This window comes from Niallia taxi (assembly GCF_032818155.1).
GTDB lineage: Bacteria > Bacillota > Bacilli > Bacillales > Cytobacillaceae > Niallia > Niallia taxi_A.
Genome location: NZ_CP102589.1, coordinates 1,299,916 through 1,325,555, shown reverse-complemented (window position 1 = coordinate 1,325,555; position 25,640 = coordinate 1,299,916). Strand labels below are relative to the sequence as shown.

Genomic DNA, 25,640 nt, shown 5'->3' with positions numbered 1-25,640 from the left:
TTTGCCAAATGCTAATCCGTTTAATATTGGCTTTTGGAGGGAAGATTATATAGGAACAAAATAGTTTCCACTGCGTTCGTTATCACCTATAATGAAACAGGAATCTTCTATTTCCTCTATTTTTTTCCTTTGTCGCTTTCTACAGATAAGACAAATGGGTTATTCATTAATGACAAAAGGTTGAAAGGGATTGTTCTATGCACGTATACACCATTTTACTTAGTACGATTATTTTACTTAACATTATCTTTGCATTCCTTGTTATTTTCTTTGAAAGAAAAGATCCTATCGCAACATGGGCTTGGCTCATGGTTTTGACCTTTATCCCTATTCTTGGATTTATTTTATATCTTCTTATTGGCCAAAACTTGAGAAATCGAAAGATGTTTCAATGGGATGAAAGAAAGAAGCTTGGAATTGAACAAGTACTCGCGTCTCAATTATTGCAAATTAGCTCCAATCAATTGCGGACGACAAATAATGTAATCAAAAATAATCAAGATCTTATTTATATGAATTTGTTCAATAATGATGCAGTCTTAACTGAAAATAACGCTGTCGATATTTTTACAGACGGGAAAGAAAAGTTTGATCAACTGCTGCTGGATATTAAAGCTGCGAAGAAATCAATCCATCTCCAATATTATATTTTTAAAAATGACGGTATAGGCTCTAAATTAATAACTGCGTTAACGGAGAAGGCAAAAGAAGGTCTTGAGGTTAGGCTTTTGTATGATGAGCTCGGCTCCAGAACCTTACGAAAGCGAGCTTTTAAGGAATTAACAGCAGCAGGCGGACAGGTTGCCGTATTCTTCCCAAGTAAGTTTCATTTGATTAATTTACGTATGAATTACCGTAATCACCGCAAGCTTGCGATTATTGACGGACAAACTGGCTATATCGGCGGCTTTAATGTTGGAGATGAATATTTGGGACTTAATCCGAAATTCGGATACTGGCGAGACACACATTTACGGATTGTCGGTACTGCCATTTATGCTATCCAGACAAGATTTATCCTGGATTGGAATCAGGCTGCGCCACATCATGAAATTCATTACTCACCAGAATATTTCCCTGGCAAGCTTGACGAAATTGTCGGCAATATAGGAATGCAGATTGTTTCCAGTGGTCCTAATTCAGAATGGGAGCAAATTAAAAATGGCTATATTAAAATGATTACTGCTGCCAAGGAATCTGTTTTTATTCAAACACCTTATTTCATCCCAGATACAAGCTTACTGGACACTTTACGGATTGCCGCACTTTCTGGTGTTGATGTCAAAATCATGATTCCTAACAAGCCTGACCATATGTTTGTATACTGGGCCACTTACTCTTATATTGGCGAAATGCTAAAGGCAGGAGCAAAGGTGTATATATACGAAAATGGCTTTATACACGCAAAAACATTGCTTGTGGACAGTAAAATCAGCTCTGTCGGCACCGCTAATATTGACATGAGAAGCTTTCGCCTTAACTTCGAGGTAAACGCATTTATATATAGTGAGGAATTATCCACAACACTCACAAACGGCTTCCTCGAAGACATGAAGTTATGTACTCCCCTGACATTGGACAGCTATTCAAGAAGATCATTGTGGATTAAATTTAAGGAATCATTCTCTAGATTATTAAGTCCTTTATTATAAAGAAAAGAGATGCTGGATTTTTCAGCATCTCTTTTTTTTATGCGAAAACTTGCTTCAAGTCTTCCTTGCTTTGTTTTAGCCAAAATTGCATTAGCTTTTTTGCACCTTCTAAGTCATGAAGTTTTGCTTGACCGCATTGTGTTTCATTCGCAGCAGGAATTTCTGTAATTTCTACTGCTGTTTTCATCGTAGCTTCAAGCAAATCAATAATTTCTTCCACAGTCGGCTCACCACTAACAACTAAATAATAGCCAGTTTGGCAGCCCATTGGCGAAATATCAATAATATCAAAGTGGTCATACTTTTCAACATGTGCACGAAGATTAAAGGCAAGCAAATGCTCTAATGTGTGAATAACATCAGGCTTCATTGCCTGTTTATTTGGCTGGCAAAAACGAATATCGTATTTATTAACAACTCCGTCGCTTCCTACCTTGTGGACACCACAGTGTCTAACATAAGGAGCTTTCACGGCATTATGATCTAATTCAAAGCTTTCAACTGAAGGCATTTAAGTCATCCCCTTTTTTTTCGTTACTTTATTATAACGTAAAACCCGAGTATTTTCATCAACTTAATTATATTATATTTTTCCAGCACAATAATGTTCTTATCATGAAGTGCTGACATTTTCATCTCAAATGCCATCATGCTATACTGTCTTCATTAAGCATTAAATTAGGAGTGCTATATATAATGATAAGCAAACTGTTCATCTTAATCATTCGTTTTTATCAAAAGGCAATTTCACCGCTAACCCCGCCTTCGTGCCGCTTCTATCCTACCTGTTCCTCCTATGGATTAGAGGCTATCAAAAAGCATGGCGCTTTGAAGGGTGGTTTTTTAACAATACGGCGTATTTCCAAGTGCCATCCATTTCATCCAGGCGGGATTGATCCAGTCCCGGAAGAGTGGCCGCATAAAAAGAATCATTCCCCTAATTAAGCCTTATAGCCATCGACAACAAGGTCGAGCTTGCCTGTTTTAGGATCAATTACTAAGCCATGAACAGGAACCTTTGGTGGAAGAAGGGGATGATTCTTCACCATTTTCACACTATGTGACACACTTTCTTCAACAGAACTAAAGCCTGTCAGCCATTTGTCCAAGTCCATGCCAGAGTTCTCTAACGTGCTGATAGTATCGTCCGAAATTCCTCTATCCTTCATTTTATCCAGCATAGAATCATAGTTTAATGCACTCATTCCACAATCATGATGTCCGATAATCATCACTTCATCTGCCTTTAATTCATAAACAGCCACTAAAATGCTTCGCATAATACTTCCGAAAGGATGCACTACCATTGCGCCAGCATTTTTTACTAGCTTTACATCACCATTAGAAAGATTTAAAGCATGTGGCAATAGCTCAAGAAGTCTTGTGTCCATACAAGTTAAAATAACCATCTTTTTATTAGGGAATTTCGTCGTTATATAACGCTCATATTTGTTTTCTGCTACAAATTCTTCGTTGAAAGTTAAAATATCATTTAATAATGTCATTCTCTTATCTCCTATCTTTCTGGTCTATGCTTTTTACTAATGCCTCTATATTATATAGTAAAAAAAAAATCTTTTGAAGACCACCTCTAATAACAACTCAAAATCCTGTATACAGGTAATCTTACATAATTCCGCCAATTCCTGAAAATACTAACAGCAGTAAATGTAATATAGAAGGAAAGGATAGATATTAATGGATCATCTAGTTACTGCTCGAAGTATGTTCGGGATGACGATGGGATTTCACATCATATTCGCGACAATTGGTGTCGGTTTGCCTTTAATGATGTTAGTAGCAGAAATTCTTTATCAAAGAAAGAAAGACCTTGACTATGTCATTATGGCAAAAAGATGGACAAAGACATTCGGGATTCTGCTAGGTGTCGGCATCCCTACAGGAACAATTGCAGGTCTTCAGCTTTCCCTCTTATGGCCAGGTTTTATGAAAGTAATCGGGGAAGTAATGGCCTTGCCGTTTCAAATTGAAATCTACGCTTTTTTCATAGAGGCATTATTTATGTCCATCTATGTATATGCTGCCGAAAGGATTCCACCATGGGCAAGAATCATCAGTCTTATTCTTGTTGCGATTGGCGCCTTAGCTTCGGCTATTCTGATTACAAATGTTCATGCATTTGAAGGTACTCCACAAGGATTTAATATGAATAACGGGGAAATTACAGATGTAGATCCATGGAAGGCCTTCTTTAATCCTACTTTCTTTGTATCGGCAGGACATGTCGCAATGAGTGCGTACACAACAGGAGCTTTTGTTGTCGCAGCTGTTTCAGCAGTGAAGATGATGAAGCAGCCATTTGGCTCGCGAATTTTTCAGTTCCATCAAAAGGCATTAGTGTTAAGCCTTGCAGTTGGTGCTGTATTTTCCTTACTTACTGCGTTAAATGGACATGAATCTGCACAAAAGCTTTACGAATATCAACCAGAAAAGCTGGCAGCTGCAGAAGGTCTTTTTGAAACACAATCACATGCTCCTCTTGCTATTGGAGGTTACACGGACAAGGAGAACAAGGAAATGGTCGGTGCTATTGAAATACCTTGGGCGCTTAGTTTCTTGGCAGGTAACAGCTTCGATACAGTAGTGACAGGCTTAAACGATTTCCCTGAGGAATATTGGCCGCCGCTTTATATACATACGTTATTTAATGCGATGGTTGGAATAGGCTCGTTTTTAATTTTGCTTTCCTTCGCTTCCTTAGCATGGAAATACCTGCTGAAAAAGGAACGTTTTCCGAAGTTTTTAATGTGGATATTTGTGGCATCAGGACCACTTGCTATTTTAAGTATTGAATGCGGTTGGATTTTTGCATGTACAGGACGGCAGCCTTGGACTATTTATCGGAAGCTATCAACAGCAGACTCTGTTACGACATCTGGTAACCTTCCATTACTGTTTTTCTCTTTTATGATTGTTTATATCATTCTTGGGGTAACCGTTTCGTTAGTGCTCATCTATTACTTCCGTAAAAACACGGTACTGAAAGACCTAAATGCTGCAAAGGAAAAAGAGATCCCACTGTTTGGATCTAACAGTTAAGGAGTGGTGACAACATGACAGATTCATTACTTGCGATTACAGTACTGTGGGGTTTCGTTTTTATCTATGCAATAATGGCAACAATGGACTTTGGCGCAGGCTTTTGGTCGATGATTTACATTAATAGAGACAAGACAAGAGCAACCAATATCGCTAACCGTTATCTTTCACCGACATGGGAAGTGACAAATACCTTTGTTGTTGCGATTGTTGTCGCAGTCTACAGCTTATTTCCAAAGGCTGCCTATACGTTAGGAACGGTTTTGCTTATACCAGGAAGTCTGATTCTGCTGCTATTAGCAATCAGAAGTGCTTTCCTTGTCTTTTCAAATATTGTGGAAGAATACCGTAAGCCCCTTACGTATATTTCTGGTATAACCGGGATGTTGATTCCGGGGATTTTGCTTAGTGTCCTTCCAATCACACATGGAGGATTTGTTGATTTTGCTGATGGTAAGCAGAGCCTTGATTTAGTCGGCCTGTTTTCTAGTCCGAATGAATATGCCTTCTTTGGCTTTGCCTTGAGCAGCACACTTTTTTTGTCTTCCTTGCTGCTGGCAGACTATTCAAATGTTTCCAAAGAGCCTGAGGCCTATCGGCTTTATAGAAGGGATGCAATTATTCTTGGTCCTATTTCCTTACTGATGGCTGTATTTATCATGATTACTTTAAAACAAGATGCAAATTGGATTTATGTAAAGATGATGGATGATTTATATTTGCTTCTCCTCTCTCTTTTCTTTTTTCTGCTTGGAGGCGCAGGTCTTTTTCTTCCATCCAGAAAAAACAAGAATATCAAGGGATTGCCGCGGCTCGCTATTGTTTCCATTACAATTCAATATTTAATAGCAAGCTATGTTTACGGTAAAGCTCATCTACCATATATCGTTTATCCTGAGGTAACGATTACATCGTCCTTTACAAGCCCTAGTTCATTTCATGCAATATTCGCAACTTATATCGCTGCCTTTATAATCCTGTTTCCTGGCTTCTACTTTTTCTGGAAGCTATTTATGCACGATAAGAAATATTTACAAGCAACTAAAAAATAGGCAGACATTCACACTAGTATAAATCTTAAGTGCCTGCTCCATACTAGTTATAGGAAAAGGATTAGCCGATTCCTGTAATGCATAAGCCAAATAAGGAGCGTGTTTCTATTGGCAAAAGATGTACTTTGTGAAGTAAGAAACTGTAGTTTTTGGGAAAGTGGAAATTTATGTGGAGCAGATCAAATTTATGTAGTAAGTCATGTTGGTGAATATGCTGATAACAGTCGCGAAACTGACTGCAAAACATTTCAGCCGACTGAGTAAAGGAAGAAAGAGAGGCGAAAGCCTCTCTTTCTTTTTGTTTTAGTTCGATGCAGATTCCTTTATCGGTCTGTCAGGGGCAACTAGGTTTTCATCAGGATGCTGACCATGTATGATTATTTCTCTTATCATTTTTGCCCCAAACATACTGTACACTGTTCCATTCCCACCATATCCGAGGCAATAAAAAACACCGTCTTTGCTTGGATGTCTCCCGATAAATGGTCTGCCATCAACAGATTCACCAAAGGTTGCTCCGTAAGCATAATCAACTTCTATTTCGTAATCAGGGTAATGCTCCTTAATTCTTGCAAGTAACTTCTCCCCGTATTTTTGAATAATTGCAGGATCTGCCGGAGCTTCCATCGGGTCTTCATCAAGTCCGCCTGCCACTATTCTGCCATCGTATGTAGTTCTCATATAGAAATAGGGCCGTTTCGTTTCCCAAATCAGACTCCTATCTTCCCAGCGTGGATAGGAGTCTATCGGTGTAGTCGCAATCGCAAAGGAACGATTCAGTTCTGCTCCGAGCTTGTTTGTATGAAGTGCTGCCTCATATCCAGTGGAATAAATGACCTTTTTCGCTCGTATGGTCGCTCCCTTATCTGATGTAAAATGCCAATAGCCATCACTAAATCCTAGCTCTTTCATTTCTGTCTGTTCAAACACTTGAACATTTTCTTGTGAAGCTGCCTCTTTCATTAGCTGCATCACAAACTTTTGAGGATTAACCTCTGCATCTCCATCTGTTAAGATGGCAGCAGGTTTAGAAAATCCAAACCGTTCCTTAATATCCTTTTCGTGCAAATATTCAACAGGAAAGCCATGTTTTTTTAACATATTATATTCTGTTTGCAGTTTGGCTGCGTCTTGCTGCGTACTTGCATAATACAAGCTTTTTCTTGACTTAAACTGAACATCCTCTTTAAGAGAGCTCGCTAAGCCTTTAAGATCCTCCATCGCCTCAAAACAGAGACGGTAAAATCTCACTGCCTCTTCCTCACCGATTGACTTGGCAAATTCATGAAGCATCATGTCATTGGAATATTGAAGAAGCCCTGTATTTGCCGAGGAGCTTCCATGCGCAATTTTTCGTTTATCTGCAACAACTATATTTACATCTTCATGTGAAAGGATATAAGCAGAAATCGCACCTGACATCCCGCCCCCTACAATAAGCACATCACATACGATATCCTCTGTAAGAAAAGGATAGGATGAAATGTGTTCGAGTGTATTCGGCCAGTACAAATTTCCATGATATAAGTTTGGCTCCATATTATTGCCCCCTCCCTAATTAATTTTAGTTCGGCTACTTAATCCATTCTCGTAATGTTCTTCTCACGATCTTTTTAGAGGCATTCCTAGGAAGTGCTTCAATAAAGCGAATTTCCTTTGGCAGCTTATAGGAAGCCAATTTTCTTTTACATTCCTCCAACACTTGTGCTGCAAGAATTTCCGTTTCTTCCTCACATACGACAAAAGCGATCGGAACTTGTCCCCACTTTCGGTCATCCATTCCAACTACACCCGCTTCTTTTATACCTGTAATGGAGGATATGACAGATTCTATTTCTGCTGGATAAATATTTTCGCCCCCAGATATAATTAAATCAGAGCGCCGATCGAGAACATACAAAAAGCCTTCTGAATCTTTATACCCAATATCCCCTGTGTGAAACCAGCCATCAACAGAGTGAGGTCCATTGTTTAAATATCCCTTTGATACGTTAGGTCCAAAAACGACTATCTCCCCAGCTTCATTTGCTCCTAACTCTTTCCCTTTTTCATCGAGGATTTTAAGCTGAGCTGGAAATAATGGTTTGCCTGCAGAGCCAATCTTTCTTGCGGCATCCTCAGGAGGTAATGTAACGATTTGGGATGAGGTTTCTGTCATGCCATAAGAATAATAAACAGGTATTCCCTTATTCATACAGCTCGAGATTAACTCAATAGAAGCAGGGCCGCCTCCAAGGAGCATATAGCGGAAATAGTCAGGAAACGCTCCCTTTGCAGCCTTTTCGATTCGTTGAAGCATTGCCGTGACGACAGACATAATTGTTATTTTTTCCTGCACCAAATCAGTAAGCACTCTTTTTTCATCAAATGATTCATGAAGGATAACCTTCATTCCATACATAAGACTTCGCATTAAGATGGAATAGCCGCTAATATGAAAGATTGGAACTGTACAAAGCCAAACATCCTTTTCTGTTAATCCAGCATTTAAAACATTTCCGACAGCACTCCACCAATGATTCCCATATGTTTGAATGACCCCTTTTGGAAATCCGGTTGTTCCAGACGTATACATAATTGTACATGTGTCATTTAAATGAACTGTTTCCTGCACGACAGGCTTCTGAAAAGGTTTTGTATCCAACTCTTTCTTGAAGATGACTTTTAAGGAGGAAGAGTTACGAAGCACATCTTCTGCCGCTAACTGAAAATCATCATCTGCGATAAGAAACAGAGAATTGGAGTCTTTTATTTGATACAGCAGTTCATTTGCTGTGAGCCGATTATTCAAGAGTACTGCTCTTGCACCGAGCAGTTGAAGAGATAGAAGAGAAATTACTGTGCGGAGATCGTTTTTCACTAAAAAAGCGACATAGTCCCCTTTGGTGATTCCTTCTGCAGCCAAAACCCCTGCTGTATAGTATGCTTTTTCGTATAGCTCCTGAAAGGTTAAACGATTTTTATTGTATACAATTGCTTCTTTATTAGGAGTTAAAGAAGCACGATTTTTCAGGAAATTAGGAAGTATTTCTTCCATATATTTCTCCCCTTTAACATTACTAATTATTAATAGAAGGTGATTCTTCCAAAATTTTTTTAAAAAAATGAAAGAAGGGTGACTCCCACCTATCTTCCAATCCTTCTTACTGGAATGGAGGATAGATGCCTGGAGTCACCCTTTTTATTTTATCCCTTAACCATTAAGGGAAACGTGGGAATTGACCAAAATCTGGCTTGCGTTTTTCCTTAAAGGAATCGCGTCCTTCTTTTGCCTCATCCGTTGTATAGTATAAAAGCGTAGCATCTCCGGCAAATTGCTGGATCCCTGCAAGACCATCTGTATCAGCATTAAATGCTGCCTTCAAGAAACGTAAAGCAGTTGGACTCTTCTCAAGAATCTCCTCACACCATTTGATTGTTTCCTCTTCAACTTGCTCTAAAGGAACAACCGTGTTTACAAGTCCCATGTCCAGCGCTTCCTGTGCATTGTATTGTCTGCATAAGAACCAAATTTCTTTTGCTTTCTTATGACCGACAATGCGTGCCAAATAGCCAGAACCGTAACCTGCGTCAAAGCTGCCTACATTTGGTCCTGTTTGACCAAATACAGCATTATCTGCAGCGATCGTTAAGTCACATACTACATGAAGTACATGACCGCCGCCAATCGCATATCCTTTAACCATTGCGATTACCGGTTTTGGAATAACACGGATTAATCTTTGTAGGTCAAGAACATTCAAACGAGGAATTTGATCTTCCCCGACGTAACCACCATGTCCTCTTACCTTTTGGTCTCCGCCTGAGCAGAATGCTTTCTCACCAGCACCAGTTAAGATAATTACCCCAACACTGCTGTCATCTCTTGCTCTTGCAAAAGCATCAATTAATTCATTTACTGTTTTTGGTGTAAAAGCATTATGTACATGCGGCCTGTTGATTGTAATTTTTGCAATGCCGTTGTATGTTTCATACATTATTTCGTCATAATTGCGCACAGCAACCCATTCTACTGCCATTTTTATTGCCTCCCTTTATATTTTGCCGAATTTAATCTCTTGTTCAACTGCTATTCGACAAAAACTCACTTACTATTGTACCAAAAATTTTCGGTTTCTCCACATGAATTGCATGGCCAGCATCCTTTACATTAATCCATTCCATACAATTATTCTTTTCTTGCATCTCTGCCGCTAGCTGACAAAACTTTTTATCCAAATCTCCAGTTATCAGCAATGTCCGACATTTAAGTGTCTCAAGCCTATCCCACCAGGAAACTTGAGAGCCTGTTCCCATCTGCTCCAAACTATTAGCAAGTCCAAGTGCGTTACTTGAAAGCCTTTGGTTTCTTATTTGGTCCTTAACAGCCGTACTTAAACGAGACTGTGTGGCAAACAGCGGGATATTTTCCCATCTATTCACAAATTTAAGAAGACCACTTGTTAAAATATAATCTCCTAATTGCTTATCCTGTATGCGTCTTTCTTTTCTTTCCTCTTCCGTTTTAAGACCAGGGCTCGCACTCTCAAGTATCAGATTCGATACCATATCAGGATATATCGCTGCAAATGAAAGCGCAAGCCGCCCACCCATTGAGTATCCTAAAAGATCAACGGAGTTTATTTTTAACGATTCCAGCACTTTTTTCATGACATATGCTGCGTGTTCTATATGATAATGCTTTTTCTCTGCAGGTGAGGCAGTTTTGCCATGTCCGATTATATCCATGACAATAATCTGCCGGTCTTTTGTCAAAATCGGAATAAAAGGCGCCCACGTACTAGAGTCTCCAGTAAAGCCATGTAACAGCATAAGCGGAGGTCCTGTACCGTAAACTTCGACATGGTAAGAAATATGATCGACCACTATATTCATTTTTTGTCATCTCTCAAAAAATGTTGTATTTCCTGGGAAACATTCGCCATGATTTGACGATGTTCTTTTAAGTTTTCATCTCTATTTGTCTTTATTTCGAATAATCTAATGCCAAAATCTTCACTTGAAGCACATAAAGACTTAAGATGATCCCAATCCTCGACAGCATTGTATTCCCCGCCATACATCCTGATAATATGTTCAAAATGAATATCTAATGGTGTGCCAAACAATAATTCGAAATGCTTTGGATGCTGGGCTTGCGGTAAAAAGGAGAAAATCCCTCCACCATTATTGTTAATAAGAATGATCGTAATTGGCACATTATATTGTTTTGCTGCGATAAGACCATTCATATCATGGAAGAACGTCAAATCTCCAAGTACTAAATATAATGGTTGTTGTTTTGCGGCACCAACCCCAAGAGCTGTTGATACTGTTCCATCAATGCCATTTGCTCCTCTGTTCGCATAAATAGAAATATTTTTTCTTTGTTTATGGAAAAAAGTATCTAAATCACGAATAGGCATACTGTTGCCGACAAATAACACCGAATTATCAGGTAGTAGCTCAGCTAATAAGTGAAATAATTTCGCTTCACTTAATTCACTTATATTTGCTACCTGACTAAGTGCTTGTTTTGTTTTTTCATTGATGTCCTTCCATAGCTGCCCATCATTGTGCTTGTTTTTCTTAACATATTCCGCAAGCTTCCTACAAAATAATGTTTCATCACAATAAACCATTTCAGCAGTCAGCTGATTAGGATCGCGAAAACCAGCACCACCGTCAACAACTATTTGCAGTGCTTCTGATTGCTTCATATATAAAGTAAGAGGTTTACTTACAGGCATGCTTCCAAAACGAATGATAACCTCAGGCGCTAATGCTTGCTTTACAGCATCGTTCCGTAAAAACACATCATATGTATCGACAATCAAATTGTCCGTATCGTCAATGGAACGAAGCTGTGATAGAGGGTCTGCTAGTATCGGAAAATCGAGCTCTTTTGCCAAATCCAAAATCGCGGCAGAAAAATTCTGGTTGTCTATTTCACCGCAAACAATAATTCCTTCACTCATTCCTTCAAGCCTTCGGGCAAGTTCTTTTATATATTCATCTGCTACAGTTAAAGTTCCATTAATAATTTCCACATGGCGGCTTTCGTTCTCATACTTTTCCATATTGTCAAAATCCGGAATCAACGGTTCACGAAACGGCATATTTAAATGGACTGGCCCTTTTGGTTCCTTCATGGCTGATGCAACTGCTCTCGAACTAACCGTTTTCACGTAACGAAGCATTTCAGGAGCTGCATCAGGCGGAGACATTTCCATAAACCATTTCACCTGGTTTCCATAAAGGTTTACCTGGTCGATTGCTTGCGGTGCACCTACATCCCTTAATTCATGGGGTCTGTCTGCTGTCAGGACAATCAGTGGAATTCTCGAAATCTTTGCCTCGACAATAGCAGGAAAATAATTGGCTGCAGCAGTACCTGAAGTGCACACTAACACCGTCGGTTCCTTAAGTGCCTTGGCCATACCTAAAGCAAAAAAGGCGGCAGAGCGCTCGTCTACATGAACATGCACATTCATTTGACTATGCTCAGCCATTAACAAAGCAATCGGTGTTGAACGAGAACCGGGACTTATAACAGCATTTTTTATCCCGTTTCGAACTAGCTCATTTACGAATGATTGTAAATAAGCGGTTAAGTTTTCTTGATGGTTCATCCTAATTGACCTCCTAACGCAGAAAGCATCGGCTTGAATTTAATTGCCGTTTCCTTAAATTCCATTTCAGCATTTGAATCTTTAACGACACCACAGCCTGCAAACAATGAGGCTTCGTTTTTTTGAATAAGGGCTGAACGAATGCTCACAGCAAATTCCCCATTGCCTCGATAATCAAGCCAGCCAATTGGCGCCCCGTAAAGACCTCTGTCTAACATTTCAGCCTCGCGGATTTTTTCTATTGCCAGTGCTTGTGGGTATCCTCCTAATGCAGGTGTAGGATGCAATAATTCGATTAGAGATAAAACAGAGGCTGATTTTTTCAACTTTCCTGTAACTGGAGTAAATAAGTGCTGAATATCCCTCATTTTCAAAAGACGCGGCTCATTTGGAATCTCAAATGTGCTGCACACCTTTTCCATTGCAGATCTTATCATTTGCACGACATAATCATGCTCCACTCTGTTTTTCGGATCATTCAATAGTTCCTGTCCTAAAGACTCATCGTCTTCTTCATTCATTCCCCGAGCAATAGACCCGGCCAAGCATACGGAAAAGACTTGTTTTCCTGCTTTTTTGACAAGTCTTTCTGGTGAAGCTCCGATAAAACAATCTTTATCTGATTCTAATGCAAATACATAGCTATTCTTTTGCCTGTTCAGCAAATTCTCTAGTACAGCTTCTGTCCTAATATCTTGTTCAAAAACTAATCTGCTTTCTCTTGCCAATACAACCTTTTTTAAGGATTGTCCTAGGTCCTGGACAACCTCTGTCACCATCTTTTTCCACTGGTCACCATTAATTTCTTTACTGTCCAACAATTTATTAGAATGGGTATTAACTGTAGATATATCTCCGCTTTTTTCAAGCTCCTCGAAACAAGCTTGGATAACTTCTACCAAATCGTTCCTATTTCCGTATTGATTGACTGTAACGTACTGCTCTCCATCTATTTCACTGAACATGATAGCAGGCAAATAAAAATGGGCATCTTTAAAATTATCCCAAAGATTTGTTCGTGTCTTTTTAGGATCAAAGGAGAAGCCGCCAAATAACATTGGACCGACGCCTGCTGTCTGGAATGGATTATTAATTTCACTGCCTTCGAGAAGCTCTTGCCATTCCTTTTCTACTGCTTCATATATCTGCTCCATTCCATTAGATTGAAGCATTCTACAAATCCCAATGCCGGCAAACACCGAAGCTCCATCAGGACTTTTCCAAAAAAATCGTTTTCCTTTATATTGTTCATTCTGGGCAAATATTGTTAAAAAATCTTGTTTTTGCTCCAGCTTTATCACTTTACTTCTTAAAATAGAAGTGGAAGTCTTTAATTCACTGCCTTCTAACAGAAGTCCTTTACTTTCTTTCATTACCTTGTAAATCCCCCTATAAGATCTGCTATGCAATCTTTTCGCATTGCGTGATCTTGAACTGAACTGCGATAATATTTAGTTCATATGCTCACAAATGTTCAATTTAACTTATTTTAAGATACACCTCTATTTCGTGTTATGTCAATGATCTAGTCCCATATTGTCCTAATCCCTATTTCGTAATTTGGATTTCTGCTAATGTCTCTTAGTGTTTACGGAAATTGGTATTTTTACTTATCACTCCATGTTTTAAGTAGGAGATAGGCGGGAACTGTACAGTATGGACATTAGATGCTTTTTACACTCGACTATTTAAAGGATGTGACTAAAATGCTTACAAAAGAACAAATATCCACATTGCAAAAACAATTAGAGGAACAGAAAGAGCAATTGACTAATAGATTAAATAGCAAAGAAGAAGAAACTATGCAAGATTCTGTCGGTGAATTATCGACCTACGATAATCATCCTGCTGATTTAGGCACAGAGTTATTCGAACGCGGAAGAGATCTAGCGTTAGAAGAGCATGACCAAGACGAATTGGACAAGATTAATGCTGCGCTTCAAGCAATAAAAGACGGAAACTACGGAGTCTGTAAGGTTTCGGGAAAAGAAATTCCTTATGAAAGATTAGAAGCTATTCCGACTGCTACTACTTTGAAGGAATACAGTGATCGCGAAAATGAACAAAACCGTCCTGTAGAAGAAGAGATATTGGAGCCTGCTCACGGCAATGTTTTTACACATAGCGATAATGCAGAAATCCGAGACTATGAAGATAGTTTTCAAGAGGTTGCCAACTATGGTACTTCTGAAACACCTTCCGATTTAAGAGGAGATTATAAAGATTACAATAGCCTATATACTGATAATAATCCAAATGACGGCTTCCCAGAGGACTATGAATCTTTTTCTGCAAACGATGCAGCCGTACAAGAAAAAGGGATTTATCGTACAGACAAAGAGAAGGAATATGAAAATACGCTTGAAGACTCAGAAGTTGATGCTCCATTTGGCGATATTCCTTACAAAAATAGAGACAGCTATACAGATAATGATAGTAACAAAAAATAAAAAAAGCGATTGTCTGACGAAAGTCTGACAATCGCATCTGTGTGTTTTTCTTAATGTACTAACCCTTTAATATTCCATATTTCCTCTGCATATTCCTTAATCGTACGGTCACTGGAAAAATGACCAGCTTTTGCAATATTGACTGCACACTTTTCAAGCCATTTTTGTTTGTCCTGATAAGCTTTATCGACAGCCTCCTGAACACTTGCATAAGAATGGAAATCCTTCAGCAGGAAATACTGATCATTTTCTGTCAGCAACGAATCAACAATCGGTTCAAATTCATTAATATTTGTCGAAAAGAAGCCATTTTTCAACTGATCGACAACTTGATGAATTCGTTTATCATGATGATAATATTCAGCTGACTTGTATCCACCATTTTTATACAATTCAAGAACCTGGTCTGAATTCATGCCGAATATGAAAATATTATCATCCCCGACTAAATCTCGCATCTCAATATTAGCTCCATCAAGAGTTCCAACAGTTAAGGCACCATTTATCATAAACTTCATATTTCCTGTTCCAGAGGCCTCTTTACTTGCAGTTGAAATCTGTTCACTTACATCTGCTGCTGGGAAAATGTGCTCTGCAAGAGAAACACGATAATTCTCCAAAAAAACTACTTTTAATTTATCTTCAATCGTTTTATCTTGATTAATTTTTTCCGCTACAGCATTAATCAGCTTAATAATCTTTTTCGCATAATAGTAACCAGGCGATGCCTTGGCTCCAAAAACAAATGTCCTAGGAGTTATAGGTAAGGATGGATTTTCTTTAAGGCGGTTATATAGGTGTATGATATGCAGGACATTCAACAATTGCCGCTTGTATGCATGCAGCCTCTTCACTTGGATATCGAAGATAGAATGAGGATCAACAATGATACCATTACTGTCCTTTATGATATTCGCTAGCTTCTGTTTATTTTCCTGTTTAACTGTGGAAAGCTGTTCAAGGAACGATGAATCTTGCTTATAAGCTAATAGCTTTTCGAGATTTGAAGGTGTTTCGATCCACTCTGTCCCGATTGTATTGCTAATAAGACTTGCAAGCTTTGGATTTGACTTTATCAGCCAGCGTCTATGTGTAATTCCATTTGTCTTGTTATTAAATTTCTCAGGGAAAATTTGATAAAACTCTGCCATTTCTCTCTTTTTCAAAATCTCTGTATGGATTTCTGCTACACCATTTACACTATGGCTCCCTACTAATGCTAGATGAGCCATCTTAACCATGCCATGTGCAATAATCGCCATATTTTCAATTCGGTTAAAATCACCTGGATATATATCCCATAGTTGTTGGCAAAAGCGTTCATTTATCTCATTTATAATCATATAAATCCTTGGCAATAACGGCTGAAAAATCGAAATCGGCCATTTCTCTAAGGCTTCAGACAAGGTTGTATGATTTGTATAAGAAATTGCACCTGTTGTTATGGTCCAAGCATCATTCCAGCTTAATCCTTCTTTATCAATTAAGATTCTCATAAGCTCAGGGATTGCTAAAACGGGATGTGTATCATTCACATGAATGCTAACATGCTCATGGAAATCCTTGATGTCTTTATATTGCTGCTTATAGTCCTTTATAATGGACTGAAGGCTTGAGGAAACTAAAAAATACTGCTGTTTTAAACGCAATATTTTTCCTTCATCATGTGCATCATCCGGGTACAGGAATTCTGAGATTGCTTCTGTTTCCCTTTTGTATTTCATGATGTCTCCTACATCCTTTCCAAGGAGAGAGGCAGGCTCCGCATTCCACAATCTGAGCGTGTTAACCGTACTGCTGTTATATCCGATTACAGGTATATCATGAGGAACAGCAGTTACAGTTTCAGCATTCAAATGCCGAAACTGTAGCTTTCCATCTTTGTCATAGGAATCTACATGCCCCCAGAAGGAAATATCAACAGCTAAGTCCTCCTTACGTACTTCCCACACTTGCCCTTGCCTTAACCATTGCTCCGGCAGTTCTAGCTGATATCCGTCAACAATTTTCTGTTCAAATAAGCCATGCTTATAGCGGATTCCAAAACCATGACCTGGGAGATTTAAAGTGGCCAATGAATCAAGGAAACAAGCCGCAAGTCTTCCAAGTCCTCCATTGCCAAGACCTGCATCACATTCAATCTCTTCAATATCAGAAAGGTCTATTCCTAAATCTGCAAACCCTTCCTCTACTACCTTATCAATTCCTAAGTTAATTAAATTATGGTGCAGTAATCTTCCCAATAAAAATTCTATTGATAAATAATACACTTGTTTTCCTTTGTTTCTTCGGTAAAGTTCATTTGTATTAATCCAATCCCCGCTTACATACTCCCTGATCATATGTCCTAATGTTTGGAAGTGATCGCTGTTAGTGCAATCTTCAAACGGTTTGCCGTAAGTCATCTCAAGCTTTTGTAAAAAGTAAGTTTTAAAATTTTCCTTGTCAGAAAACATGTGTTTCACTCCTTGAGATAAGCTCAGCATATAATTGGTTATACTTAAATGCTGACTGTGCCCAGCTATTATCCATTGTCATTGCATTCTTAACAATAGTGCTCCATACGTCTTTATCTTGATAGATTTGTAACGCTCTTCGGATAGTATAGAGCATGTCGTGAGCATTGAAATTAGTGAAACTAAAACCATTTCCGCTATTCGTAGATTCATTGTATGAATACACTGTGTCATTTAATCCCCCAGTCTCTCTGACGATAGGGATATTCCCGTATTGCAATGCAATTAACTGGCCAAGCCCGCATGGTTCAAACTTGGAAGGCATCAGGAAAAGATCTGCTCCTGCATATAATTTATGTGCCAAGTTTTCATCAAAACCAATATACGCTTTGCACTTATCGGGATATTTGAACTCCATTTCTCTAAAGAAATTTTCGAATTCAGGATCACCTGTGCCTAGCACAAGAAACTGCACATTCTCCTCCATAATTTCATGGAAGACATGGCGGACTAGCTCAAGTCCTTTTTGACTTGTCAGCCTTGTTATCATGGAAATGACCGGAATAGATTCATCTTCTTTTAACCCAAACATCTTTTGGATATGAAGCTTATTTGCGACCTTTCCACTAATATTTGTATTCGAGTATTTTTGAATAATGACATCATCTGTTGCAGGATTATATACTTCCTCGTCTATCCCATTGATGATTCCAGTTAAGTCGCTTTGCCTTAACTCCAGAAGCTGATTAAGCTTCTCCCCGTAATAATCTGTTTGTATTTCATTCATATATGTTGGGCTAACAGTCGTTACCTTGTCAGAAGCAACTAATGCTGCTTTCATGAAATTAACGTTCCCATAAAACTCTAACTGATCTGTCGTAAAATGATCGTCATTTATATTAAGCAAATCGCCAAGAGCCCCTCTTGGCATAATTCCTTGGAATTGAAGATTATGTATAGTGAATACTGTCTTGATTTGACTGTATTCCCTTCTCCACTTATAGTCTACATTCAGCATAAATGGAATCATGGCAGTATGCCAATCATGACAGTGAATAATATCTGGGTAATAAGATAAGTAAGAAAGGCTTTCCAGCACTGCTCTGTTAAAGAAAGAAAACCTTTCTCCATCATCAAAATAACCGTATAAACCCTGTCTATTAAAGTAGTACTCATTGTCAATAAAATAAAAAGTAATGCCATCCTGATGCAATTTTTCAATGCCGCAATACTGGTTTCTCCAGCCAACCTGTACACGGAAGTCCATCACCTTCTCCAAATCGCCTAAATACTTCTCAGGAATATCTTTGTATTTTGGCATGATGACAGTAACCTCTGTTCCTTGCTTCACAAGCTCTTTCGGAAGAGAACCAGCTACATCTGCCAGTCCTCCTGATTTAATAAATGGTACACATTCTGATACTGCAAACATTACTTTCACGAATTCATCAACGCTCCCTGCACTGTCCCTTTTCTAACGACAAATGGTGTATTTTTACTTCCAGTCATTACCGTGTCATTTCCTACCGTAACATCTTTATCTAAAATTACATTTTCTAATACACAATTATCACCTATAGAGCATTTTTGCATTATGATGCAATTTTTGAGGCGAGATCCTTTGCCGATTTTAACTGCTCTTGAAATGATACTGTTTTCAACATCTCCTTCAATAATGCAGCCATTTGCAATCATGGAGTTTTTTACTTCTCCAGTGCTTGTATAACGAGTCGGTGGTTCATCCTTTACTTTCGTAAAAATTGGCCGCTCCTTAATAAATAGCTGTTTCCATGTATCTGCATTCAATATGTCCCTGCTTACTTCAAAGTAGTTAGATATAGAATTTATTTTTTCTGCATAGCCATTGTATTCATAATGGCATATTTTGTATTCATGATTATGATCAAGCATGACGTCCTTCATGCATGTATAACCAGTGATATCTCTTGTCAAAATCAAATCTATTAATAATGACTTTTTGATAAGATAGACTTCCAATGAAGCACCGTTATTCGTGATTTCTGTTATATCACATCCTGATGTCAAATGGCGAATAAGGACGGGGTTAAAGTCCATGTTAAAAACAGTGAAGCAATTTGCTACTAAAGCATATTCTTGTTTGCTGCGATTGAAATAATCCATATTTGCGGCAAACTGATTGAAGGAACCTATCCCTTCGCTATCACCGTCCGTAATAGAAGCCGGAAAGAAAAACAATCCATCTCTTTTTCTATCCAAATCCCAATTTTTCCCTGAACCAAGATGATCCATTAAGGATCTGTATTGGTACTTAGGAAAAATTGCTACACTTCCTATCCCGGAATTCACCATGTTAGAAAGGACAAAGTCGATAAGCCTATATCTTCCGCCAATCGGCAAGGCAGCAAGCGTCCTGTGCGAAATCAATTCTTCTAAATCATGATGATATGTTGTTGCATCAATTACCCCTAGCATTGTTTTTAACACTGAAAACCCCTCCCTATTCTCTGTTTGTCAGGATACAAATGCATTAACCATTTCTTCTGTTACTAGTACAACATCATCATTACCGTCTCTTGGCTTAATGACCATTCCATCAGGTATCTCAATCTCAGATGGAACAATGGCCTTTTCAATATAAGCATTTTCGCCAATCCGAGCATCAGGCATTATAACAGAACTTCGGACAATGGAGCCTGTACCCACGTTTACTCCTTGGAACACGATTGACTTTTCAATATTTCCACTAATCGTGCAGCCTTCGTTTATTAAAGACTCTTTCACAACTGCATCACTCGAAATATATTGGGGTGGATGATTAGGGTTAACTGTGTATATTCTCCAGTTATAGTCTGAGATGTTCAATTCACTTGAATCATCCAATAAGTCCATATTAGCCTCCCATAAACTTTGTACTGTACCAACATCCTTCCAATAGCCCTTGAATGGGTAAGCAACAACCTTTCTTTGCTTTTCAATAAGCATTGGGATGATATCTTTTCCAAAGTCATGGGTAGAATTGCCGTTTTCATCGTCTTCTTCCAGCAATTCCTTCAACACTTTCCATTTAAATATGTAGATGCCCATTGATGCGAGATTGTTTTTTGGCTTTTTTGGCTTCTCTTCAAATTCAATAATATCCATTTGATCATTCGTGTTCATAATACCGAATCTACTAGCTTCATGCCACGGAACTTCAATAACAGAAATAGAGGCATCTGCTTGTTTTTGAATATGATAGTCTAGCATTGATTCATAATTCATTTTATAAATATGATCACCAGAAAGAATAAGCACATATTCAGGATCATACTGAGAAAGATAATTTTGGTTTTGGTAAATAGCACTTGCTGTTCCTGTATACCATTTCACTTCTGAAGATTCACTGTATGGAGGTAATACGGTGACGCCTCCATTTACCCTGTCTAAATCCCATGCACTGCCTATGCCTATATAAGAATTCAGGACAAGGGGCTGATATTGAGTCAGCACACCAACGGTTTCAATTCCTGAATTAGAGCAATTGCTCAAAGTAAAATCAATGATTCGATATTTTCCCCCAAATGGAATGGCTGGCTTAGCCAGATTTGTTGTCAAAGAGTAAAGTCTACTTCCCTTTCCTCCCGCTAATAGCATTGCGACGCACCGTTTCTTTCCCATTCTCTTTTCTCCCCTTCCGATGTTGGACTGGCCGTAAGATGATGATGCTATAAGCTGGAATCGTCACTGGAATTGAATATGGCCTCCCATGGAACGAGTTCTCTTTGGCCTTTATAATTTTTTTGTTTATATAATTGGCTCCGCCAAACCGTTCATCATCGCTGTTTAATATTTCTCGATAGCTTCCGGCCTTCGGTACGCCGATTAGATACTCTTCATACGTATGATAAGTAAAGTTGCAGATTACTATTAGGAAATCTTCCTCCTTTTCGCCTTTCCTGATAAAGGAGAAAATCGATTGATCGTGGTTATTTGCATCAATCCATTCATAGCCTTCCTGGAGATGATCCAATTCATATAGAGGTTTAGAGCGTTTATACAGCTTTAATGCTTCTTTGAAAAAGACATTTGCCTTTTGGTGCATATCATAATCCATTAACATCCAATCAAGCTGCTCTTTATCCTTCCATTCAGAAAACTGGGCAAGCTCTGCACCCATAAATAATAGCTTCTTTCCGGGATGTGTCATCATATATCCAATAAGAAGTCTAAACTGGGCAAACTTTTGCCAGTAATCACCTGGCATTTTATCTAGAAGAGATTTTTTTCCGTGAACAACCTCATCATGGGATAGTGGGAGCACAAAATTTTCTGAAAAGGCATAATGCAATGAAAAAGTAATTTTATTATGTTCATGCCTTCTTTGAGATGATTCTGTTTCCATATAGGAAAGCAGGTCATTCATCCAGCCCATATTCCATTTATAATGGAAGCCTATCCCTCCATAATGGACAGGTGCTGTTACTTGAGGCAAATCACTGGAATCCTCTGCAAACATCAAAACAGTAGGGTCATATTGGCTTACTGTTGTGTTTAGCTTTTGTAAAAAATCAATTCCATATGGGTTCACTGTATTATCAGTAGAATTCGGCCAGTAAATGATTTTAGAAACGGCATCTACTCTAAAACCATCAATATGAAAATAATCCATCCAGAAAATTGCATTCGATATTAAAAAGCTGTGCACTTCCATTCTTCCAAGGTCGAAGTTTGCTGTTCCCCATACAATATTTTCTCTGTCCGTAGCATTTGGATAATCAAATTGACTAGAGCCATCAAATTGATATAAACCATGAGCATCCTTGCAAAAATGACCTGGGGCCCAGTCCAAAATTACTCCAAGACCATTTTGATGACATTGATCCACAAAATACATAAAATCCTTTGGCTCTCCAAACCTGCTTGTAGCAGAATAATAGCCAGTTCCTTGATAACCCCAAGAGATATCTAACGGATGCTCCACTATCGGCAATATCTCTATGTGAGTAAAGCCAAGATCCAATACATAAGGAATAAGCTCCATTGCTAATTCTCTGTAAGTATACAGCGAGCCGTCTTCTTTTAGTTTCCAAGAACCTAAATGCACTTCATAAATGGATACGGGCTCTTTCAAAAATTGTTTTCTTTTCTTTTTTTGAATCCATTTTGCATCATTCCAAGCGTAACCCTCCAATGAATAAACGATCGAAGCTGTATTTGGCCTTACTTCCGAATAAAAGGCATATGGATCAGCTTTGAGCTGTTTCCTGCCATCTTGACCGGTAATTTCATATTTGTATATAGCACCAGTAAGATCCTCAGAAATACTTATTAGCCATATTCCTTCTTTATTTATTTTTTGAAGGTCAAATCCCTCACCGTTCCAATTGTTAAAATCTCCTACTAGTCGGACTGTCTGAGCATTCGGTGCCCACACACAGAAAACAGTGCATAATCTCCCGTTTTCTTCCTTTACATGAGATCCAAACAAGTGATAGCTTTCAAATAGATTACCTTCATGAAATAAATGCTGCTGAAATTCAGTTGGGAATACTGTCTCCACAATCATCCTACTTTCTTTGACTATTGATTTAATTCGACTGTAAAAATTATAATTTGTACAAACCATTTTCCCTTTTTTGCTAGTTTTAAAACTACATCACTCCTATGGGAAAATAATTTGCTTAAGAATAAAATAGTTCAATTAAATGTAATATTCTATTAGTGTTGTTATAAACCCTTTTCTGTTTTTTTAAAATTTTATGACATTAAATAACTTTTTATGTTTAGTCATGCAAAAAACGCTGATGTTTTTTATAACATAGTTTATGTTCTTTTTAGAAAGGATATAAAGGTAAGAAAGAAGGAGGGATTTCCTAATGAGTAAAAGTGAAGAAGAATATCTATTGGAACAAAACCAGAAAGATCCAAATCCATACTTTGATGCACCGGACAAAAAAATTCTAGCTACCGATATTTTTAGGGGTCCAAACACAGGTATGTTCTCTGATTTCGACTTAAATAATCCTGGTCAAAAATTAATGACGGACAGAGATAAATTAGAAGAGGACATAAAAAAGGGCAAGTTCTAAATAGCTACTTGCCCTACCTTACTAATATAACTAGACTATAAATGATTAAAGTCTAGTATTTCAAGTTATCCACAGGTAAAAATAAAAGAAAGCAATAGAAAGAGCTGTTGGCAACTTAACCAACAGCTCTTTCTATGTTTGTATGACCCATACGGGATTCGAACCCGTGTTACCGCCGTGAAAGGGCGGTGTCTTAACCGCTTGACCAATGGGCCGAATGGCGGAGAAGGAGGGATTTGAACCCTCGCGCCGCTTACGCGACCTACACCCTTAGCAGGGGCGCCTCTTCAGCCTCTTGAGTACTTCCCCAAAAAAAATGGCTCCGCAGGTAGGATTCGAACCTACGACCGCTCGGTTAACAGCCGAGTGCTCTACCACTGAGCTACTGCGGAACAATATATGGTGGGCCTAAATGGACTCGAACCATCGACCTCACGCTTATCAGGCGTGCGCTCTAACCAGCTGAGCTATAGGCCCATATAATGGAGCGGGTGATGAGAATCGAACTCACGACATCAGCTTGGAAGGCTGAGGTTTTACCATTAAACTACACCCGCGTTATTAAATTATTAAAATATGGGGCGACTGATGGGAATCGAACCCACGAATGTCGGAGCCACAATCCGATGCGTTAACCACTTCGCCACAACCGCCATGGATGTTTTTTATTAACGCCAATGGCATTAATGGTGGCTCAGGACGGAATCGAACCGCCGACACAAGGATTTTCAGTCCTTTGCTCTACCGACTGAGCTACTGAGCCTTAATACTTTTTAAATTATAATGGCGGTCCGGACGGGACTCGAACCCGCGACCTCCTGCGTGACAGGCAGGCATTCTAACCAGCTGAACTACCGGACCATTATTGCGGGGACAGGATTTGAACCTGCGACCTTCGGGTTATGAGCCCGACGAGCTACCAGACTGCTCCACCCCGCGACGATAATACTTTATTTAAAATGGAGGAGGAAAGGGGATTCGAACCCCTGCGCGGTTTGACCCGCCTGTCGGTTTTCAAGACCGATCCCTTCAGCCGGACTTGGGTATTCCTCCTCGATATCATGGTGGACCTTGTAGGACTCGAACCTACGACCGGACGGTTATGAGCCGTCTGCTCTAACCAACTGAGCTAAAGGTCCAAACAAGTTCCAAAAGAATATGGTAGCGGCAGAGGGGATCGAACCCCCGACCTCACGGGTATGAACCGTACGCTCTAGCCAGCTGAGCTACGCCGCCATTATTCAAATAGATATTAACAAGTAATTGGTGGAGCCTAGCGGGATCGAACCGCTGACCTCCTGCGTGCAAGGCAGGCGCTCTCCCAGCTGAGCTAAGGCCCCAATATAAGTGTTTCATGGTCGGGAAGACAGGATTCGAACCTGCGACCCCTTGGTCCCAAACCAAGTGCTCTACCAAGCTGAGCTACTTCCCGTTTATATATGGCGCGCCCGAAAGGAGTCGAACCCATAACCTTCTGATCCGTAGTCAGACGCTCTATCCAATTGAGCTACGGGCGCTAATTTCTTTAAAAAACAATGGTGCCGAGGACCGGAATCGAACCGGTACGGTAGTCACCTACCGCAGGATTTTAAGTCCTGTGCGTCTGCCAGTTCCGCCACCCCGGCATTGTTTTCATATTTGGAGCGGAAGACGGGGTTCGAACCCGCGACCCCCACCTTGGCAAGGTGATGTTCTACCACTGAACTACTTCCGCTCGATTATTAAATTAAATGGTGCGGGTGAAGGGAGTCGAACCCCCACGCCTTACGGCGCTAGATCCTAAGTCTAGTGCGTCTGCCAATTCCGCCACACCCGCATTATGGTGAGTCATGCAGGATTCGAACCTGCGACCCTCTGATTAAAAGTCAGATGCTCTACCAACTGAGCTAATGACTCATTTCTTTTTCAAGAAAGATGGTGCCGACGAGAGGACTTGAACCCCCAACCTACTGATTACAAGTCAGTTGCTCTACCAATTGAGCTACATCGGCGTATATGGTGGAGGATGACGGGATCGAACCGCCGACCCTCTGCTTGTAAGGCAGATGCTCTCCCAGCTGAGCTAATCCTCCATTATATGCCTGGCGACGTCCTACTCTCACAGGAGGAGAACCTCCAACTACCATCGGCGCTGAGAAGCTTAACTTCCGTGTTCGGTATGGGAACGGGTGTGACCTTCTCGCTATCGCCACCAGACTTTTTTCAAGACAAGAATTATTATATCTCATCTTTTAGTGTTTTGCAACACTTTTTTTCAAAAGTTTTTCAAAGAATTTTATTCCCTGAAAACTAGATTATGTTGTAAGAAG

20 protein-coding genes, 21 tRNA genes and 1 rRNA gene are annotated in these 25,640 nt (G+C 39.3%); 7 read left to right on the top strand and 35 right to left on the bottom strand.

The annotated features are described in order from the left end of the window. Nucleotides 1-197: 197 nt before the first annotated feature. A complete protein-coding gene (cls, locus tag NQZ71_RS06520) occupies nt 198-1,652 on the top strand; it encodes a cardiolipin synthase (RefSeq protein ID WP_317011535.1) in 1,455 nt (484 codons plus the stop codon). Between the two features lie 37 nt (nt 1,653-1,689). On the opposite strand, the gene NQZ71_RS06515 is transcribed toward cls, so the two are convergent. Then, a complete protein-coding gene (locus tag NQZ71_RS06515) occupies nt 1,690-2,163 on the bottom strand; it encodes an S-ribosylhomocysteine lyase (protein ID WP_150908506.1) in 474 nt (157 codons plus the stop codon). Nucleotides 2,164-2,348: 185 nt separating this feature from the next. Here NQZ71_RS06515 and yidD point away from each other — a divergent pair, with 185 nt between their 5' ends. Then, nucleotides 2,349-2,597: a membrane protein insertion efficiency factor YidD gene (gene yidD, locus NQZ71_RS06510; RefSeq protein WP_375545308.1), complete on the top strand. Its 249-nt coding sequence runs from the start codon at nt 2,349-2,351 to the stop codon at nt 2,595-2,597. Here yidD and NQZ71_RS06505 read toward each other — a convergent pair. Continuing rightward, the gene (locus tag NQZ71_RS06505; RefSeq protein ID WP_144458297.1) at nt 2,594-3,157 is read right to left on the bottom strand and encodes a beta-class carbonic anhydrase; all 564 of its coding nucleotides are present in this window, start codon (nt 3,155-3,157) and stop codon (nt 2,594-2,596) included. The two genes, yidD and NQZ71_RS06505, sit on opposite strands and share 4 nt — an antisense overlap. 193 nt (nt 3,158-3,350) lie before the next feature. Between NQZ71_RS06505 and NQZ71_RS06500 the strand changes: the two genes are divergently transcribed. The 3 genes from NQZ71_RS06500 (at nt 3,351) to NQZ71_RS06490 (ending at nt 6,028) form a co-directional block, all read left to right on the top strand. Continuing rightward, the gene (locus NQZ71_RS06500) at nt 3,351-4,712 is read left to right on the top strand and encodes a cytochrome ubiquinol oxidase subunit I (RefSeq protein ID WP_144458299.1); all 1,362 of its coding nucleotides are present in this window, start codon (nt 3,351-3,353) and stop codon (nt 4,710-4,712) included. 14 nt (nt 4,713-4,726) lie between these two features. Further along, the gene (locus NQZ71_RS06495) at nt 4,727-5,764 is read left to right on the top strand and encodes a cytochrome d ubiquinol oxidase subunit II (RefSeq protein ID WP_144458301.1); all 1,038 of its coding nucleotides are present in this window, start codon (nt 4,727-4,729) and stop codon (nt 5,762-5,764) included. Nucleotides 5,765-5,872: 108 nt separating this feature from the next. Then, on the top strand, nt 5,873-6,028 hold the full coding sequence (locus NQZ71_RS06490) for a DUF1540 domain-containing protein (protein ID WP_144458303.1): 156 nt from the start codon (nt 5,873-5,875) through the stop codon (nt 6,026-6,028). Between the two features lie 39 nt (nt 6,029-6,067). On the opposite strand, the gene NQZ71_RS06485 is transcribed toward NQZ71_RS06490, so the two are convergent. From NQZ71_RS06485 to NQZ71_RS06460, 6 genes are all read right to left on the bottom strand, one after another. After that, nucleotides 6,068-7,303, bottom strand: coding sequence for an NAD(P)/FAD-dependent oxidoreductase (locus tag NQZ71_RS06485; RefSeq protein WP_317011534.1), 1,236 nt, complete (start codon nt 7,301-7,303; stop codon nt 6,068-6,070). A gap of 34 nt (nt 7,304-7,337) precedes the next feature. Continuing rightward, nucleotides 7,338-8,801, bottom strand: coding sequence for an o-succinylbenzoate--CoA ligase (locus NQZ71_RS06480; protein ID WP_317011533.1), 1,464 nt, complete (start codon nt 8,799-8,801; stop codon nt 7,338-7,340). Nucleotides 8,802-8,964: 163 nt separating this feature from the next. Beyond that, complete coding sequence (menB, locus tag NQZ71_RS06475) at nt 8,965-9,783, bottom strand: 1,4-dihydroxy-2-naphthoyl-CoA synthase (protein WP_144458477.1); 819 nt, start codon at nt 9,781-9,783, stop codon at nt 8,965-8,967. Between the two features lie 43 nt (nt 9,784-9,826). Further along, nucleotides 9,827-10,639 (bottom strand): 2-succinyl-6-hydroxy-2,4-cyclohexadiene-1-carboxylate synthase, encoded by an 813-nt coding sequence (menH, locus tag NQZ71_RS06470; protein WP_317011532.1) that lies wholly within the window; start codon nt 10,637-10,639, stop codon nt 9,827-9,829. Then, the gene (gene menD, locus NQZ71_RS06465) at nt 10,636-12,375 is read right to left on the bottom strand and encodes a 2-succinyl-5-enolpyruvyl-6-hydroxy-3-cyclohexene-1-carboxylic-acid synthase (RefSeq protein WP_317011531.1); all 1,740 of its coding nucleotides are present in this window, start codon (nt 12,373-12,375) and stop codon (nt 10,636-10,638) included. Before menD ends, menH begins: the two co-directional genes overlap by 4 nt. Then, nucleotides 12,372-13,748, bottom strand: coding sequence for an isochorismate synthase (locus NQZ71_RS06460; RefSeq protein WP_260056012.1), 1,377 nt, complete (start codon nt 13,746-13,748; stop codon nt 12,372-12,374). Before NQZ71_RS06460 ends, menD begins: the two co-directional genes overlap by 4 nt. A gap of 333 nt (nt 13,749-14,081) precedes the next feature. On the opposite strand from NQZ71_RS06460, the gene NQZ71_RS06455 reads away from it, so the two are divergent. Continuing rightward, nucleotides 14,082-14,825: a TraR/DksA C4-type zinc finger protein gene (locus NQZ71_RS06455; RefSeq protein WP_317011530.1), complete on the top strand. Its 744-nt coding sequence runs from the start codon at nt 14,082-14,084 to the stop codon at nt 14,823-14,825. A 50-nt stretch (nt 14,826-14,875) separates the two neighbouring features. On the opposite strand, the gene NQZ71_RS06450 is transcribed toward NQZ71_RS06455, so the two are convergent. The 5 genes from NQZ71_RS06450 to glgB are packed head-to-tail and all read right to left on the bottom strand — an operon-like array spanning nt 14,876 to nt 22,808. Further along, the gene (locus NQZ71_RS06450) at nt 14,876-17,281 is read right to left on the bottom strand and encodes a glycogen/starch/alpha-glucan phosphorylase (RefSeq protein WP_144458482.1); all 2,406 of its coding nucleotides are present in this window, start codon (nt 17,279-17,281) and stop codon (nt 14,876-14,878) included. Then, entirely contained in the window at nt 17,271-18,722 is a 1,452-nt protein-coding gene (gene glgA, locus NQZ71_RS06445) for a glycogen synthase GlgA (RefSeq protein WP_317011529.1), read from the bottom strand. Before glgA ends, NQZ71_RS06450 begins: the two co-directional genes overlap by 11 nt. Continuing rightward, nucleotides 18,719-19,747 (bottom strand): GlgC family sugar phosphate nucleotidyltransferase, encoded by a 1,029-nt coding sequence (locus NQZ71_RS06440; RefSeq protein ID WP_144458484.1) that lies wholly within the window; start codon nt 19,745-19,747, stop codon nt 18,719-18,721. The genes glgA and NQZ71_RS06440 overlap by 4 nt, the downstream gene beginning before the upstream one ends. 27 nt (nt 19,748-19,774) lie before the next feature. Beyond that, nucleotides 19,775-20,920, bottom strand: coding sequence for a glucose-1-phosphate adenylyltransferase (locus tag NQZ71_RS06435; protein WP_144458485.1), 1,146 nt, complete (start codon nt 20,918-20,920; stop codon nt 19,775-19,777). Then, the gene (glgB, locus tag NQZ71_RS06430) at nt 20,868-22,808 is read right to left on the bottom strand and encodes a 1,4-alpha-glucan branching protein GlgB (RefSeq protein WP_144458486.1); all 1,941 of its coding nucleotides are present in this window, start codon (nt 22,806-22,808) and stop codon (nt 20,868-20,870) included. Before glgB ends, NQZ71_RS06435 begins: the two co-directional genes overlap by 53 nt. A gap of 310 nt (nt 22,809-23,118) precedes the next feature. On the opposite strand from glgB, the gene NQZ71_RS06425 reads away from it, so the two are divergent. After that, nucleotides 23,119-23,331, top strand: coding sequence for a hypothetical protein (locus NQZ71_RS06425; protein WP_127736756.1), 213 nt, complete (start codon nt 23,119-23,121; stop codon nt 23,329-23,331). Nucleotides 23,332-23,474: 143 nt separating this feature from the next. Here the strand turns inward: NQZ71_RS06425 and NQZ71_RS06420 are convergent. From NQZ71_RS06420 to rrf, 22 genes are all read right to left on the bottom strand, one after another. Beyond that, nucleotides 23,475-23,546 (bottom strand) — tRNA-Glu (locus NQZ71_RS06420). A gap of 3 nt (nt 23,547-23,549) precedes the next feature. Further along, nucleotides 23,550-23,640: transfer RNA gene (locus NQZ71_RS06415), tRNA-Ser, on the bottom strand. A gap of 8 nt (nt 23,641-23,648) precedes the next feature. Continuing rightward, nucleotides 23,649-23,723 (bottom strand) — tRNA-Asn (locus NQZ71_RS06410). Nucleotides 23,724-23,731: 8 nt separating this feature from the next. Beyond that, nucleotides 23,732-23,808, bottom strand: a tRNA-Ile gene (locus NQZ71_RS06405). A 6-nt stretch (nt 23,809-23,814) separates the two neighbouring features. After that, nucleotides 23,815-23,888, bottom strand: a tRNA-Gly gene (locus NQZ71_RS06400). A 20-nt stretch (nt 23,889-23,908) separates the two neighbouring features. Further along, nucleotides 23,909-23,984: transfer RNA gene (locus tag NQZ71_RS06395), tRNA-His, on the bottom strand. A gap of 34 nt (nt 23,985-24,018) precedes the next feature. After that, nucleotides 24,019-24,094, bottom strand: a tRNA-Phe gene (locus tag NQZ71_RS06390). 21 nt (nt 24,095-24,115) lie between these two features. Then, nucleotides 24,116-24,192, bottom strand: a tRNA-Asp gene (locus tag NQZ71_RS06385). 4 nt (nt 24,193-24,196) lie between these two features. Next, nucleotides 24,197-24,270 (bottom strand) — tRNA-Met (locus NQZ71_RS06380). Between the two features lie 21 nt (nt 24,271-24,291). Beyond that, nucleotides 24,292-24,384: transfer RNA gene (locus tag NQZ71_RS06375), tRNA-Ser, on the bottom strand. A 9-nt stretch (nt 24,385-24,393) separates the two neighbouring features. Then, nucleotides 24,394-24,470 (bottom strand) — tRNA-Ile (locus NQZ71_RS06370). Between the two features lie 20 nt (nt 24,471-24,490). After that, a tRNA-Met gene (locus NQZ71_RS06365) sits at nt 24,491-24,567 on the bottom strand. A 28-nt stretch (nt 24,568-24,595) separates the two neighbouring features. Next, nucleotides 24,596-24,671 (bottom strand) — tRNA-Ala (locus NQZ71_RS06360). Nucleotides 24,672-24,686: 15 nt separating this feature from the next. Beyond that, nucleotides 24,687-24,763 (bottom strand) — tRNA-Pro (locus NQZ71_RS06355). 8 nt (nt 24,764-24,771) lie between these two features. Further along, nucleotides 24,772-24,848: transfer RNA gene (locus NQZ71_RS06350), tRNA-Arg, on the bottom strand. Nucleotides 24,849-24,867: 19 nt separating this feature from the next. Then, nucleotides 24,868-24,956 (bottom strand) — tRNA-Leu (locus NQZ71_RS06345). Nucleotides 24,957-24,970: 14 nt separating this feature from the next. Next, nucleotides 24,971-25,045 (bottom strand) — tRNA-Gly (locus NQZ71_RS06340). A gap of 17 nt (nt 25,046-25,062) precedes the next feature. Continuing rightward, nucleotides 25,063-25,147: transfer RNA gene (locus tag NQZ71_RS06335), tRNA-Leu, on the bottom strand. A 4-nt stretch (nt 25,148-25,151) separates the two neighbouring features. Continuing rightward, nucleotides 25,152-25,227, bottom strand: a tRNA-Lys gene (locus tag NQZ71_RS06330). 19 nt (nt 25,228-25,246) lie between these two features. Next, nucleotides 25,247-25,322 (bottom strand) — tRNA-Thr (locus NQZ71_RS06325). A gap of 5 nt (nt 25,323-25,327) precedes the next feature. Beyond that, nucleotides 25,328-25,403 (bottom strand) — tRNA-Val (locus tag NQZ71_RS06320). A 7-nt stretch (nt 25,404-25,410) separates the two neighbouring features. Further along, nucleotides 25,411-25,527 (bottom strand): 5S ribosomal RNA (gene rrf / locus NQZ71_RS06315). Between the last annotated feature and the right edge of the window lie 113 nt (nt 25,528-25,640).